This is a genomic window from Pseudomonas sp. MF5691 (genome assembly GCF_016405645.1).
Classification (GTDB): Bacteria; Pseudomonadota; Gammaproteobacteria; order Pseudomonadales; family Pseudomonadaceae; genus Aquipseudomonas; species Aquipseudomonas shahriarae.
In genome coordinates this window covers 210498-223860 of record NZ_JAEKDC010000010.1, presented here as the reverse complement: position 1 = coordinate 223860, position 13363 = coordinate 210498, and the positions used below count along the sequence as shown (strand labels likewise).

At 63.0% G+C, this 13363-nt stretch carries 14 protein-coding genes; 4 read left to right on the top strand and 10 right to left on the bottom strand.

What is annotated here, in order from left to right; translation table 11 throughout:
* Positions 1–250: 250 nt before the first annotated feature.
* Both JFT44_RS16695 and JFT44_RS16690 read right to left on the bottom strand, forming a co-directional pair.
* Complete coding sequence (locus JFT44_RS16695; RefSeq protein WP_057960419.1) at positions 251–745, bottom strand: SprT family zinc-dependent metalloprotease; 495 nt, start codon at positions 743–745, stop codon at positions 251–253.
* 128 nt (positions 746–873) lie between these two features.
* The gene (locus JFT44_RS16690; RefSeq protein WP_057439628.1) at positions 874–1476 is read right to left on the bottom strand and encodes a Yip1 family protein; all 603 of its coding nucleotides are present in this window, start codon (positions 1474–1476) and stop codon (positions 874–876) included.
* Positions 1477–1839: 363 nt separating this feature from the next.
* Here JFT44_RS16690 and ttcA point away from each other — a divergent pair, with 363 nt between their 5' ends.
* Together ttcA and JFT44_RS16680 are read left to right on the top strand one after the other, a co-directional pair.
* Positions 1840–2664 carry a tRNA 2-thiocytidine(32) synthetase TtcA gene (ttcA, locus tag JFT44_RS16685; protein WP_057439627.1) on the top strand — a complete coding sequence of 275 codons (825 nt, stop codon included), beginning with the start codon at positions 1840–1842 and terminating at the stop codon, positions 2662–2664.
* A 67-nt stretch (positions 2665–2731) separates the two neighbouring features.
* Positions 2732–3403 carry a DNA-3-methyladenine glycosylase I gene (locus tag JFT44_RS16680; RefSeq protein ID WP_057960415.1) on the top strand — a complete coding sequence of 224 codons (672 nt, stop codon included), beginning with the start codon at positions 2732–2734 and terminating at the stop codon, positions 3401–3403.
* A gap of 35 nt (positions 3404–3438) precedes the next feature.
* On the opposite strand, the gene JFT44_RS16675 is transcribed toward JFT44_RS16680, so the two are convergent.
* From JFT44_RS16675 to arsC, 3 genes are read right to left on the bottom strand one after another with little or no spacing between them, the layout of a single operon-like run.
* Entirely contained in the window at positions 3439–3858 is a 420-nt protein-coding gene (locus tag JFT44_RS16675) for a DUF2069 domain-containing protein (protein WP_057439625.1), read from the bottom strand.
* Positions 3842–4456, bottom strand: a complete 615-nt coding sequence (gene wrbA / locus JFT44_RS16670; RefSeq protein WP_057960414.1) for an NAD(P)H:quinone oxidoreductase — start codon at positions 4454–4456, stop codon at positions 3842–3844. The genes JFT44_RS16675 and wrbA overlap by 17 nt, the downstream gene beginning before the upstream one ends.
* Complete coding sequence (gene arsC, locus JFT44_RS16665) at positions 4453–4806, bottom strand: arsenate reductase (glutaredoxin) (RefSeq protein ID WP_057439623.1); 354 nt, start codon at positions 4804–4806, stop codon at positions 4453–4455. The genes wrbA and arsC overlap by 4 nt, the downstream gene beginning before the upstream one ends.
* A gap of 115 nt (positions 4807–4921) precedes the next feature.
* Between arsC and JFT44_RS16660 the strand changes: the two genes are divergently transcribed.
* Entirely contained in the window at positions 4922–5383 is a 462-nt protein-coding gene (locus JFT44_RS16660; RefSeq protein ID WP_057439622.1) for a TlpA disulfide reductase family protein, read from the top strand.
* A gap of 54 nt (positions 5384–5437) precedes the next feature.
* On the opposite strand, the gene JFT44_RS16655 is transcribed toward JFT44_RS16660, so the two are convergent.
* The 5 genes from JFT44_RS16655 to JFT44_RS16635 form a co-directional block, all read right to left on the bottom strand.
* Entirely contained in the window at positions 5438–5842 is a 405-nt protein-coding gene (locus JFT44_RS16655) for an META domain-containing protein (RefSeq protein WP_057439621.1), read from the bottom strand.
* A complete protein-coding gene (locus tag JFT44_RS16650; RefSeq protein WP_057439620.1) occupies positions 5839–6279 on the bottom strand; it encodes a hypothetical protein in 441 nt (146 codons plus the stop codon). Before JFT44_RS16650 ends, JFT44_RS16655 begins: the two co-directional genes overlap by 4 nt.
* Positions 6280–6350: 71 nt before the next feature.
* Positions 6351–7340: a 2-hydroxyacid dehydrogenase gene (locus JFT44_RS16645; RefSeq protein ID WP_115128759.1), complete on the bottom strand. Its 990-nt coding sequence runs from the start codon at positions 7338–7340 to the stop codon at positions 6351–6353.
* Positions 7341–7451: 111 nt separating this feature from the next.
* The gene (locus JFT44_RS16640; protein ID WP_057960410.1) at positions 7452–10205 is read right to left on the bottom strand and encodes a response regulator; all 2754 of its coding nucleotides are present in this window, start codon (positions 10203–10205) and stop codon (positions 7452–7454) included.
* 219 nt (positions 10206–10424) lie between these two features.
* A complete protein-coding gene (locus tag JFT44_RS16635) occupies positions 10425–10940 on the bottom strand; it encodes a DUF2062 domain-containing protein (protein WP_057439617.1) in 516 nt (171 codons plus the stop codon).
* A 136-nt stretch (positions 10941–11076) separates the two neighbouring features.
* Between JFT44_RS16635 and JFT44_RS16630 the strand changes: the two genes are divergently transcribed.
* Complete coding sequence (locus JFT44_RS16630; RefSeq protein WP_198830929.1) at positions 11077–13332, top strand: DNA internalization-related competence protein ComEC/Rec2; 2256 nt, start codon at positions 11077–11079, stop codon at positions 13330–13332.
* The last annotated feature ends 31 nt before the right edge of the window (positions 13333–13363 follow it).

Below are 13363 nucleotides of genomic sequence, written 5' to 3'. Positions count from 1 at the left end.
GGCCACCTCATGAACGCTACTGGCAGACAGACACTCTTCAATCAGTGATTGCTTGAGCGCTAGGTTGTATTTCGTCATGGAACACCCTCCCGAGGGGTCAGGTGTCCAACATTCGGGGGGCAGTTCACGTAAGGGCGGAACCAATAGCCGCCATGACCGCAGCAACGGATATGTACACAAACCTAAGAATCACTAAAAAGATGTGTAGATACCTATGCCGCGATGGGGCCAGTGAAACCACCCCAAAACCTCACTCCACCCGAGTCTCCCCGGTAAACACCAACGTCCCCCGACACTTGCGGCACAAATACCGCCGCCCCTGATTCACCAACCCATGGCGCTGGGCCGAGAACGGGAAGTCACTGTCGGCACACGGGCACCGATAGATATAGCGGGTCACCCGCCGACGCTGAATCTCATAGGTATGGCAGCGATCGGGCGGCAGTTCGTAGACCCCGCGCATGATCAACTGCCATTCCTCACCATGGGGCTGGATGCGCTCGCCGAACAATTGGTGGGCGATCAGGTGCGCCACTTCGTGGGCCACCGTCTGTTTGAGGAAGTGTTGGCTGTTTTCCCGGTACAACTGGGGATTGAAGCGCAGCAGGTTCTCGTGCAAATGCGCGACACCGGCTTTCTGCCCACGCAGCTTGAGGCTGACCTGGGGGCGTTTGAAGCTTCGTTTGAAAAAGGATTCGGCTTGCAGGAAACAATCTTCGACGCGGGTATTGAGTTGCTCGGGCATGCTGTACATATCTCCAGAGATGTCCAGTATGCCGCATCCAGGGGTGTTTCCGAATCGGTCAGGCGCCGAATGGTCATGCATAACGCAAAAGCCACCTTGCGGTGGCTGTTCCTGCGCTGAAAAGACGGCTAGTTGGTGTAGATCGGACCGACGCCCAGGCCCCAGACAATCACGGTAAACGCCATGATCGCCACCAGGACCACCAGGCCTACCGCCAGCACCGAGCTGGAAAACAGGAAGCCTTCATCGGGGTCGATGCTCATGAAGGTCGGCAGCCCCACATAGAGCAGGTACACCGTGTAGCAGATGGCGGCCGTACCGACGACCATGCCCAGCCACATATGCGGATACAGCGCTGCCAGCCCGCCGATAAACAGGGGCGTGGCGGTATAGGTAGCGAACGCCACGCAGCGCGCCATGCTGGGGTTGGCGTCATAGGTGCGCGCCATCCAATGGATGAAGGCGCCCATTACCGCAACGCCGCCGAGCATCGCCAGGTAGGACATGATGGTCATCCACAGCGCACTTTCCTGGGTCAGCATGACCGGGGAGCGATTGCCGATGACCCACCCGACCTGGGTGGTGCCGATAAAGGCTGATACGGCGGGGATCGCCGCGAGAATCAGCGTATGGGTGAGGTACATGTGGCCGATGCTTTCTTCTTTATCGCCACGAATTTCCCGCCATTCCTGGTCGGGATGGGTGAAAAGCCCCACGACGTGATGGATCATGCCAGTCACTCCTGTCGTTATTGCCATCGCCCCCCAAGCGGAGCGCCCGCCGGCCAAGTGGCCTGAAAGGTCTGGATATGTGTGCGACCTTATGTCGCAGTATAGGAAGTCATGACCGGAAAAAGTGTGGGGCTTTAGAGCAAATTGCGCTGTAAACACTGGGCTTAATCGCGCCTGGGTCTGTGACGTGGAATGCAGCCCCCTGTGGGAGCTGGCTTGCCTGCGATGGCGGTGGGTCAGCCATGCATTTGTCGACTGACCTACCGCCATCGGGCGCAAGCCCCTCCCACATTGGAACTCGGTCGTTCATATCGTTAAAATACCCGGCTTTTCGTCCCACACCTTTTCGCGGATCCAAGCGCCATGGGCACCCTTACCGTCAATCAGAACAAACTGCAAAAACGCCTGCGGCGCCTGGCCGGTGAGGCTGTCGCTGACTTCAACATGATCGAAGAGGGCGACAAGGTCATGGTCTGCCTGTCCGGCGGCAAAGACAGCTACACCATGCTGGACGTGCTGCTGCACCTGCAAAAGGTCGCGCCGATCAAATTCGACATAGTGGCCGTCAACATGGACCAGAAGCAGCCCGGGTTCCCCGAGGACGTGCTGCCGGCCTACCTCAAGACCCTGGGCATCGAGTACCACATCGTCGAGAAAGACACCTATTCGGTGGTCAAGGAGCTGATTCCGGAAGGCAAGACCACCTGCTCGCTGTGTTCGCGCCTGCGCCGTGGCACGCTGTACACCTTTGCCGATGAAATCGGTGCAACCAAGATGGCCCTGGGTCATCACCGCGATGACATCGTCGAGACCTTCTTCCTCAATATGTTCTTCAACGGCTCCCTCAAGGCCATGCCGCCCAAGCTGCGCGCTGACGACGGGCGCAACGTGGTGATCCGCCCGCTGGCGTATTGCAACGAGAAGGACATCCAGGCCTACTCCGACTTCAAGCAATTCCCGATCATCCCCTGCAACCTCTGCGGTTCCCAGGAGAACCTGCAGCGCCAGGTGGTCAAGGACATGCTCCAGGAGTGGGAGCGCAAGACGCCGGGGCGTACCGAAAGCATCTTCCGCAGCCTGCAGAACGTGATCCCCTCGCAGTTGGCCGACCGCAACCTGTTTGACTTCACCAGCCTGCGCATCGACGAAACTGCGGCTTCGCGCTTCGTCAACATTGTGAACCTCTGAGCCTTTTCCAGGCTCTGACAGACGGCGCTGATGGGCGCCGTTTTCATTTCAACCCGTAGGAGAGGGCATGCGCGATTACAAATGGCTGCACGAATACTGTCTGAACCGCTTTGGTTCGGCAGCCGAGCTGGAAGCCCACCTGCCCGTGCCCAAGACCCCGGCGCAACTGCGCCAGATCAGCGACGACCGCTACCTGTCGACTCTGTCGCTGCGGGTGTTCCGCGCCGGGCTCAAGCACAGTGTGGTGGACGCCAAATGGCCGGCGTTCGAGCAGGTGTTCTTCGGCTTCGATCCCGAGAAAGTCGTGCTGATGGGCGCCGAGCACCTTGAGCGCCTGATGCAGGACACGCGGATCATCCGCCACCTGGGCAAGCTCAAGAGCGTGCCGCGCAACGCGCAGATGATTCTCGACGTCGAGCAGGAAAAGGGCAGCTTCGCGGCATTGATCGCCGACTGGCCGGTGACCGACATCGTCGGCTTGTGGAAATACCTGAGCAAGCACGGCCACCAGTTGGGCGGGCTGTCGGCACCGCGCTTCTTGCGCATGGTCGGCAAGGACACGTTTGTACCGAGTTATGACGTGGTTGCGGCATTGAATGCGCAGGAGATTGTCGACAAGGCCCCCACCAGCCTGCGGGACCTGGCGACGGTGCAGGCGGCGTTCAACCAGTGGCATGCCGAGAGCGGGCGGCCGATGTGCCAGTTGTCGATGATGCTGGCGTTTACCGTCAACCATTGAGACCGCGATGGGGCCTGATCGGCCCCACATAATCCTCAGGCTGGCTGACCTTCCCCCGCCAACCGCCGATTCAGCTGGAACCGCCAGCGCACATACAGCAGCGCCGTGCAGAACACCGCCAGGCTTGCCAGCATCTCCAGCACGCCAAACCACTGGCGGTTCGGGTCATAGGCCGCCAGGGCGCCTTTGATGAAATACAGGTTCACCACAAAGCACATCCACGAATGCCCGCGCGCACTGCCCATCAGCATGCCCGGCGCGAGGATCAGCAGCGGCACCAGTTCGATCAGCAGGATGACCCAGGGCCGTGCGCCATGCAGGTCGGCGATCAGCAGGTAATACACGCAGAGCAACCCCACCAGGCCGAAAAACGCCAGCAGGCTCAAGGCCCGTGCCACTTTGACCCGGGGCTCCAGCCAGGCCTGGGCCGGCAGGACTTTAGGCTTCTTGGCCACGGCCACTCTCCAGTTTCGCCGCAGTCTTCGCCAGGCGCAGGCCCAGGGCACGGCACAGGGCGATTTCATGGGGGTCCAGGGCACGTTTGCCATCGGCGCCGGAATGGTGGCTGGCGCCGTAGGGCGTACCGCCGCCCTGGGTGTCGAGCAGGGCCTGTTCGCTGTAGGGCAGGCCGGTGATCAGCATGCCGTGGTGCAGCAACGGCAGCAGCATCGACATCAAGGTGGTTTCCTGGCCGCCGTGCAGGCTGGCGGTCGAGGTGAAGACCCCGGCCGGCTTGCCGACGAGGGCGCCGGTCAGCCACAGGTTGCTGGTGCCGTCGAGAAAGTACTTCAAGGGCGCGGCCATGTTGCCAAAGCGCGTCGGGCTGCCCAGGGCCAGGCCCGAACAGTTCTTCAGGTCGTCGAGGCTGGCATACAGCGCGCCTTCGGCCGGGATGCTCGGGGCGACGGCTTCGCACTCGCTGGAGATCGCCGGCACGGTGCGCAGGCGCGCTTCCAGGCCGCCTTGCTCGATGCCTCGGGCAATCTGCCGGGCCATTTCACTGACCGAGCCGTTGCGGCTGTAATACAGCACCAGGATGTAGGGCGCGCTCACGGCAGAAGCTCCAGGATGTTTTCCGGCGGCCGGCCAATCACGGCCTTGTCGGCAGTGGCCAGGATCGGCCGTTCCATCAGCTTGGGATGGGCGGCGATGGCGGCAATCAATTGCGCCTCGCTGAGGCTGGCGTCGGCCAGGTTGAGGGTCTTGTATTCGTCTTCGCCGGTGCGCAGCAATTGCCGGGCGCTGATCCCCAGCTTGCCGAGCAGGGCTTCAAGCTGCGTGGCGTCCAGCGGGGTTTCCAGGTAGCGCACCACGTTCGGCGTGAGGCCACGGGCCTGCAGCAGTTCGAGCGCACCGCGGGATTTCGAGCAGCGCGGGTTGTGATAAAGCGTCAGATCGGTCATGTGCGGGTCGCATCTTGCGTAAGGTGGCGGGTATTCTACCTGCGCTGCGGCGTGTCCTTAAACCGTAAGAGGCGATCGGCCGCAGCCCACGTTCATTTTTGCTAAGGATTACCCCATGACACGGCGACTGATAGGCGCACTGGCAGTTATCACCACACTCCTGCTCAGCGGCTGCGGCAATGATTATGGCGTTGACCAATACGGCCAGAAAGTCGCGTCCGAGCGCGTCGACAAACAATGGTTGGTGATCAATTACTGGGCCGAATGGTGTGGCCCGTGCCGCATCGAAATCCCCGAGCTCAACGCCCTGGCCGAGCAGCTCAAGGGCCAGCCGGTCAGCGTGTTCGGCGTCAACTTCGATAATGTGCAGGGCGAAGAGCTCAAGAGCGCCAGCGAGAAGCTGGGCATCAAGTTCACGGTACTGGCACAGAACCCCGAGGCGATTTTTGATATCCCGCGCAGCGAAGCGTTGCCGGTGACCTACATCATTGATGACAAGGGCAAGGTGCGGGCGCAGATGTTGGGCGAGCAGACGGCGGCGGGGGTATTGGCCAAGCTCAAGGAACTGCGCGGCTAAACGGTTGCTCGCTGGCGATTGCGGTATGCCCGGCACACCGCAATCGTCAACGGATCAGCCTTCTTCCAGCCACAAACGCAGTGGCTTGCCCTCGGCAGGCCAGAAACGGGTCTGCTCGATGGGCGAGATGTCCCAGCGCTGCACGGTTTCCAGGGCCTTGAAGAAGCGCTGTTCCTGCTCCATCAGGGCTTCGGCACACAGCTTGCGGGTGCTGCCGATCTTGCCGAAGCTGAGTTTGTCACCCTCCAGGCTGTACGGCGCGAACCAGTGGTTGCAGCCGCCATTGCCATAGGCCCGGCCATCGGCACCGAGGGTCACGGTCAGGTGGGCGTAATCCATCAGGGGCCGTTCGCCGATCCACTCCACGATGTAGCTGTGATCCTGCTTGAGCTTGACCTCGTCGCTGGCGCAGCCGGCAAGGCCTGCGCCCAGCACTGCGATCATCAGCAGGCTCTTCATGGCGCGGCCTGCTGGCATTTCGGGCAACGGTGCTTGTCGCCGACGGTGGCCCAGCCCAACTCGGCAATGCGCGCAGTGGCGGCCGGTTGCAACGGTTCCTTGGTCAACTTGGTTTCCACCGCGAACTCAAACTCCAGCACGGCGTCGCAGCTGTCGCAATTGACCTTCCAGGTGTGAATCTCCAGCTCGCCGAACTTCGGCCCTTGCGCCATGGCAACCCATTGCCCGGCCGGGCGGATGGAGTAGCGCGCATCGCCTTCGACGGTCAGGCGCATCGACAGGGTTTTGCTGCCGCGCAAAGTGACGATCAGCACGTCGCCATGCTTGATCGAGCCACCATTGCCGGTGACTTGATAACGACCGGGCACCAGGGCGCGGCATTCGATCAGGGTGTGTTGTGGGCTCAGCAAACTGAAGCGGAAATCGTGTTCGGCCATGGATCCTCCAAATAGGCGCGGCATCCTATCACGCTCGCCTGTTCACCATGCGCGCGGTAGATGACCGTTGATCATCCCTGTACCAGGTTTTGCGCCTGGCCGTTGGCCCAGGCCTGGATATTGGCCAGGGTGGTCCCGGCAATCGCCGCCAGGGCCTCGCGTGTGAGGAATGCCTGGTGCGCGGTAATGATCACGTTGGGGAAGGTCAGCAGGCGTGCCAGCACATCGTCCTGCAAGGGCAGGTCCGAACGGTCTTCAAAAAACAGCTGGGCTTCTTCCTCGTACACATCCAGGCCCAGGTAGCCCAGCTGTCCATCCTTGAGCGCTTCGATCAATGCCGGGGTGTCCACCAGGCCGCCGCGCCCGGTGTTGATCAGCATCGCTCCCGGCTGCATATGGGCCAGGGATTGCGCATTGATCAGGTGCTTGCTGTCGGCGGTCAGCGGGCAGTGCAGGCTGATGATCTGTGCCTCGGCCAACAACTGGGGCAGGCTGACATAGCGCGCGCCAAGGGCTTCGACCTGCGGATTGGGGTAGGGATCGTATGCCAGCAAGCTGCAGCCAAAGCCGGCCATGATCTTGGCAAAGGTCGCGCCGATCTGCCCGGTCCCCACCACACCCACGGTCTTGCCCACCAGGTCGAAGCCGGTCAGGCCGTGCAGGCTGAAGTCGCCGTCGCGGGTACGGTTGTAGGCGCGGTGCAGGCGGCGGTTGAGGGCCAGCACCAGGGCCACGGCATGTTCGGCCACTGCATGGGGCGAGTACGCGGGCACCCGCACGATGGTCAGGCCCAGGCGCTTGGCGGCGGCCAGGTCCACATGGTTGTAGCCGGCCGAGCGCAGGGCAATCAGTTGTGTGCCGCCGGCCGCGAGGTGTTCGAGCACCGGGGCGCTGAGGTCGTCGTTGATAAAGGCACAGACCACTTCGTGCTTATCGGCCAGGGCCACGGTGTCGAGGTTCAGGCGTGCCGGTTGGAACTGCAACTCCATGCCCGCGGGCAAGGGTTCGGCGAGAAAGCTGTCGCGGTCATAGGTCTGGCTGCTGAAGAGGATGATGCGCATTAAGGGGCTCCCTGCAAAATAGCGTGTGGTGACACAAAACCTGTGGGCGCCGGCTTACCGGCGCCCACAGGAGATGTTGCCCGTCATTGGCGTTGGGCGTGTTGCTCTGCATCAGGCGTTGACCCGGGCCTCGCTGGCAAGGCGGGCGATGGCCATGTCCAGTTCATCCAGGGCAGCCATGGCCTTGGCGTCATCCTGCTTGAGCAAGGTTTCGGCGCGTTGGCAGGCTGCGCGCAATTGCGGCACGCCGCAGTAGCGGGTGGCGCCGTGCAGGCGGTGGACCCGTTCGATCAGGGCATTGTTGTCGTTGGCTTCGCGGGCGACGCAGACGGCCTCACGGTCAGCTTCCAGGGACGCCAGCAACATGGCCAGCATATCGGCGGCCAAGTCCGCCTTGCCGGCCGCCAGGCGCAAGCCCTCCTCATGGTCGAGTACCGGCAGTTGCGCGGCGGGGCCGTGGCCTTCGACTGCGCGTTCCGGGCCTTGATTGCGCAAGGCCAGGCCGGTCCATTTCAGCACCACCTGGGCCAGTTGCCGCTCGCTGATGGGTTTGGTCAGGTAGTCATCCATGCCGCTTTGCAGCAGGGCGCGTTTTTCATTGGCCATGGCGTGGGCCGTCAGGGCGACGATAGGCAGTGGCGTGCCGTGGCGCTCGCTTTCCCACTGACGAATCGCCTCGGTGCTCTGGCGCCCGTCCATGCCGGGCATCTGCACGTCCATGAGCACCAGGTCGAAGGCTTCTTTCTTCACCGCTTCGATGGCGCTATAGCCGCTTTCCACGGCCTGGACCTTGGCGCCCATGTCTTCGAGCAGGGTCTGTACCAGCAGCAGGTTGGCCGGGTTGTCGTCCACACACAGCACCCGTGGCGCACGGCTGGACAACGGCTCGCCCGGTTCACTGCGCAAGGGGCGCGGGCTGATCAGGTCGGACAGCGCCCGGCGCAATTTTCGGGTGCAGGCCGGCTTGGCCTGCAACTGGCTATTGGGGTTGGGCACCGACAGGTTGAACAGCATCTGCTCGGTGGTCGGGCACAGCACCAGCACTTTGCAGCCCAGGTGCTCAAGGTCCCACAGGTGTTGGTTGAGGCGCTCCGGCGGAATATCGTTGGCGGTGATGCCCAGTACCGCGAGGTCGATGGCCTGCTCGGTCTGGTGTGCGCTGGTGATGCCGTTGGTCAGGTTCTCCAGGCTGTTGAACGGCGTGACCTCCAGGCCGCAGTCTTCCAACTGGTGTTGCAGGGCCTGGCGCGCCAGTTCGTGGTTCTCCAGCACCGCCACACGCCGGCCCAACAGCGGCGGGGCGGGCAAGTCTTCGATATCGTCGCGGGTTTTTGGCAGGTTCAGGCTGATCCAGAACTCCGAACCCTCGCCTGGCGTGCTGTCGACGCCTATTTCGCCGCCCATCTGCTCGATCAGGCGCTTGGAAATCACCAGCCCCAACCCGGTGCCACCGGGCTGACGGGACAAGGAGTTATCCGCCTGGCTGAAGGCCTGGAACAGGGCGCGCACATCCTGGTTCGACAGGCCGATGCCGGTGTCCTGCACGCTGATGCGCAGTTGCACGCTGTCTTCCTGCTCGTCTTCGAGCATGGCCCGGGCGACGATGGTGCCTTCGCGGGTGAATTTGATGGCGTTGCTGACCAGGTTGGTGAGGATCTGCTTGAGACGCAGCGGGTCACCCACCAGGGACAGCGGAGTATCGCGGTAGACCAGGCTCACCAGCTCCAGCTGTTTGGCATGGGCGGCCGGGGCGAGGATGGTCAGGGTGTCTTGCAACAGGTCGCGCAGGTTGAACGGGATACTGTCGAGCACCAGCTTGCCGGCTTCGATTTTCGAGAAGTCGAGAATCTCGTTGATGATGCCCAGCAGGTTGTCGGCGGATTTTTCAATGGTGCCCAGGTAATCCAACTGACGGGGCGACAGCTCGCTTTTCTGCAACAGGTGGGTGAAACCGAGGATGCCATTGAGCGGTGTGCGGATTTCATGGCTCATATTGGCCAGGAACTCCGACTTGATGCGGCTGGCCTCCAGGGCCTCCTTACGGGCCAGGTCCAGCTCGATGTTCTGGATCTCGATGGTTTCCAGGTTCTGGCGCACGTCTTCGGTGGCCTGGTCGATGCTGTGTTGCAGTTCTTCCTGGGCGTTTTGCAGGGTTTCGGCCATGCGGTTGATGCCGGATGCCAACTGATCCAGCTCCTGGCTGCCCAGGGGCGGCAAACGGGTTTCCAGGTTGCCGTCCTTGAGCTGCGCCACCGCTTGTTTGATCTGGCCGATAGGCGAGTTGATCGTGCGGCTGATGCGCAGGGCCAGGGCCGCCGTGCAGATCAGGCCGATGGCAATCAACAGCAGGCTGGCGAACAGGCTGCGATAGCCGCGCAGCAGCATGCCGTTGTGGGACAGTTCCAGCTCGACCCAGCCCAGCAGGCGATCGGCTTCGTCGGGAATCAGCTCGCCGGCGAGATTGCGATGGCGGCCGAACACCGGCAGCAGGTAGCGGGTGGCGTCATTGCCGGTGCGTTGCAGCAGGTGTGAGCTGTTGCCGATGGGCGGCTGGTTGAGCATGGTCGGGCCGGCATGGGCCAGGGCCGAGCGGTCGGGCGCTAGGAAAGACACGGCCCGCACGTCGACTTGCTCCAGGGACTGGGTGGCGATGCGTTCCAGCAGGTCGGTGTTCTTGTTACCCAGTGCCGGTGCCACCAGCGGCGCCAGCTGTTCGGCGATCATCTCGCCGCGATTGAGCAGTTGGGTTTGCAGCTCCGAGAGCTGCATCCAGGTGAAATATCCGCCCAGGAGCAATGCCATCAGGCTGGTAGGCAACAAGGTCAGCAACAGTACGCGGCCTTTTATCCCCATTCTTCTTAGCACGCCACTCTCCTGCTACCACACTGATGTCGAGATTCTACGCAGGCATCCGGCCTGCGCTACCTGCGCAGTGTAGCCATATGAGGGGCTTGGAATCTTGCAAAAGATGCTTGAGGGGGGGGATGGCGGGCTTATTGAACCCATATCCGTTGCTGCGGTGCTCACCGGGACACCGCGGGTTGTCAGGCAGACAAACCAGCTCACAACAGGGGCGTTCGCCGACTACCGATTACGTTGCTGCCGTTTTTTCCACTGGTGCCCCACCCACCACCGCCAATACACCATGGTCATGCAGTACGCCAGCGCGCCCAAGACCAGGCCCAGCACCACCGAGCCCAGGAGGAACGGTTGCCACATGGTCGACAGTTGCCCGCTGATCCATTCCCAGGTCAGTTCATCGGGCAGGGTGCGGGCGGGGATGTTCATCAGCCAGGTGCCGGTCATATAGGTGCAGAAGAACACCACGGGCATGGTAATCGGGTTGGTCAGCCACACCAGGCTCACGGCAATGGGCATATTGCCGCGCACGGAAATGGCGAGGAAGGCCGCCAGCAGCATCTGCAAGGGTATGGGGATGAAGGCGGCAAACAGGCCGACAGCCATGGCCCGGGCAACTGAATGCCGATTGAGGTGCCAGAGGTTGGGATCATGGAGCAGCGTGCCGAGAAAGCGTAAGGACTTGTGTTCCCGAATGCTGGTCGGATCGGGCATGTACCGTTTGAATAAGTGCCGTGGCATAAGGGGTCCAGATCAGTTCGAGGGTCAAGTATGCCCGTATTCTACGAACGGGAAATTCAGACTTTGTGACAAAAAATCATAGTTCGCCCTGAACCACTCGGCTAACACTCAATGGGTCACTCTCAAGGAATGATCCATGCGTACAGGGATGTTTGCGCTGGCGTTGGGGCTGCTGGCGTTGCGCCTGCTGCCCGTCTTGCCGCCGGTCGGTTGGTTGCTGGTGTTGCCGGTGGTGGCGTTGATGCTACTGCCGTTTCGTACTTATCCGCTGGCGTTTTTCCTGTTGGGCCTGGCGTGGGCCTGTTTCAGCGCGCAACGGGCGCTTGACGACCGGCTCATCCCCGCGCTGGACGGCCAGACCCGCTGGCTGGAAGGGCGCGTCAGCGGGCTGCCGCAGCAGAGTGGTGGGGTGGTGCGCTTCGAACTGAGCGACAGCCGGTCACGCCAGGACCGGCTGCCCCAGCGCATCCGTGTGAGCTGGCAGGGCGGCCCGCCCGTGCGCAGTGGTGAGCGCTGGCGTTTGGCCGTGACCCTCAAGCGACCCTCCGGCCTGTTGAATTTCCAGGGCTTCGATCAAGAGGCCTGGCTGTTGGCCCAGCGTGTGGGGGCGACGGGGTCGGTCAAGGATGGCCAGCGCCTGGCGCCGGCCCGACATGCCTGGCGCGATGGGGTCCGCCAGCAGCTATTGGCGGTAGACGCCCGGGGGCGTGAAGCCGGGCTGGCCGCACTGGTGCTGGGCGATGGCTCCGGCTTGGCCGCCGAGGATTGGCGCATTTTGCAGGACACCGGCACCGTGCATCTATTGGTCATTTCCGGCCAGCATATCGGCCTGTTGTCGGGGTTGATCTATGCCTGGGTGGCCGGGCTGGCCCGCTACGGCTGCTGGCCCAGGCGTTTGCCCTGGCTGCCTTGGGCCTGCGGTCTGGCATTTGCCGCAGCGCTGGCCTACGGCTTGCTCGCCGGCTTTGCCGTGCCAGTGCAGCGGGCCTGTGTGATGGTGGGGCTGGTGTTGCTGTGGCGCCTGCGGTTTCGCCACCTGGGGATCTGGTGGCCACTGCTGCTGGCCCTGAATGCGGTGCTGCTCCTCGAACCCCTGGCCAGCCTGCAACCGGGTTTCTGGCTGTCATTTGCCGCCGTGGCCGTGTTGCTGCTGGCCTTCAGCGGCCGCCTGGGGCCCTGGCGGGCGTGGCAGGCCTGGACCCGTGCCCAATGGCTGATCGCGATTGGGCTGTTTCCGCTGCTACTGATCCTCGGTTTGCCGATCAGCTTGAGTGCGCCGCTGGCCAATCTGTTTGCGGTGCCGTGGATCAGCCTGCTGGTGTTGCCGCTGGCGCTGGCGGGCACGCTGTTGCTAGCGGTGCCATGGCTGGGCAGTGGCCTGTTGTGGCTGGCGGGGGGCGCGCTGGATTGGCTGTTCAAGGCCCTGGCCTGGCTGGCCGGGCACGTGCCAGCCTGGATGCCGGCCGAGGTGCCTGTGGGCTACTGGTTGCTCAGTCTGCTGGGCGCGGTGCTGTTATTGATGCCCAAGGGCATTCCCTTTCGCCTGCTGGGTTGGCCCCTGTTGCTGCTGGCGGTGTTCCCGCCCCGTGAGTCGATCCCGTTGGGCCAGGTGGCGGTGGAGCAACTGGATGTCGGCCAGGGCTTGTCGATTGTGTTGCGCACCCGCAACCACGTGCTGTTGTATGACGCCGGGCCACGGGTGGGGGATTTCGATCTTGGCGAGCGCTTGGTATTGCCGGCGCTGCGCAAGCTGGGGGTTGGCCAGGTGGACTTGATGCTGCTCAGCCATGCTGACGCCGATCATGCCGGTGGCGCGGCGGCGGTGGCCCGTGGGTTACCCGTCCGGCGCGTGGTGGGCGGGGAAACCGAGGGGTTGCCGGCGTTCCTCGGCACCCAGGCCTGTGTCAGCGGTGAGCAGTGGGAGTGGGACGGCGTGGTGTTCCAGCTGTGGCAATGGGCAGATGCCCGCAACGGCAACGCGAAGTCGTGCGTGCTGCAGGTCCAGGCCAATGGCGAGCGGTTGCTGCTGACCGGCGATATCGACCGCGAGGCCGAGCGGGCCTTGCTGGCCACGCCGCTGGCGGTCGCCACGGATTGGCTGCAAGTGCCCCATCATGGCAGTCGCAGTTCCTCGTCCTGGCCGTTTGTCCAGCAACTGGCCCCCAAGGCGGTGCTGATCTCCCGTGGGCGAGGCAATGGTTTCGGTCATCCGCACCCGCAAGTGGTGGCGCGTTACCAGCATTTGCGCAGCACCCTTTATGACAGCGCCGAACAGGGCGCGGTGCGTCTGCGCCTGGGGGCTTTCGAGGCGCCGGTCATGGCACGCAGCCAGCGCCGTTTCTGGCGCGCGCCTGTCATCGACAGTTACCAAAGGCCGGTGCCTGCGACATGATGGCTGTCGGCCGGCAGGCCCTTCCTCGCCA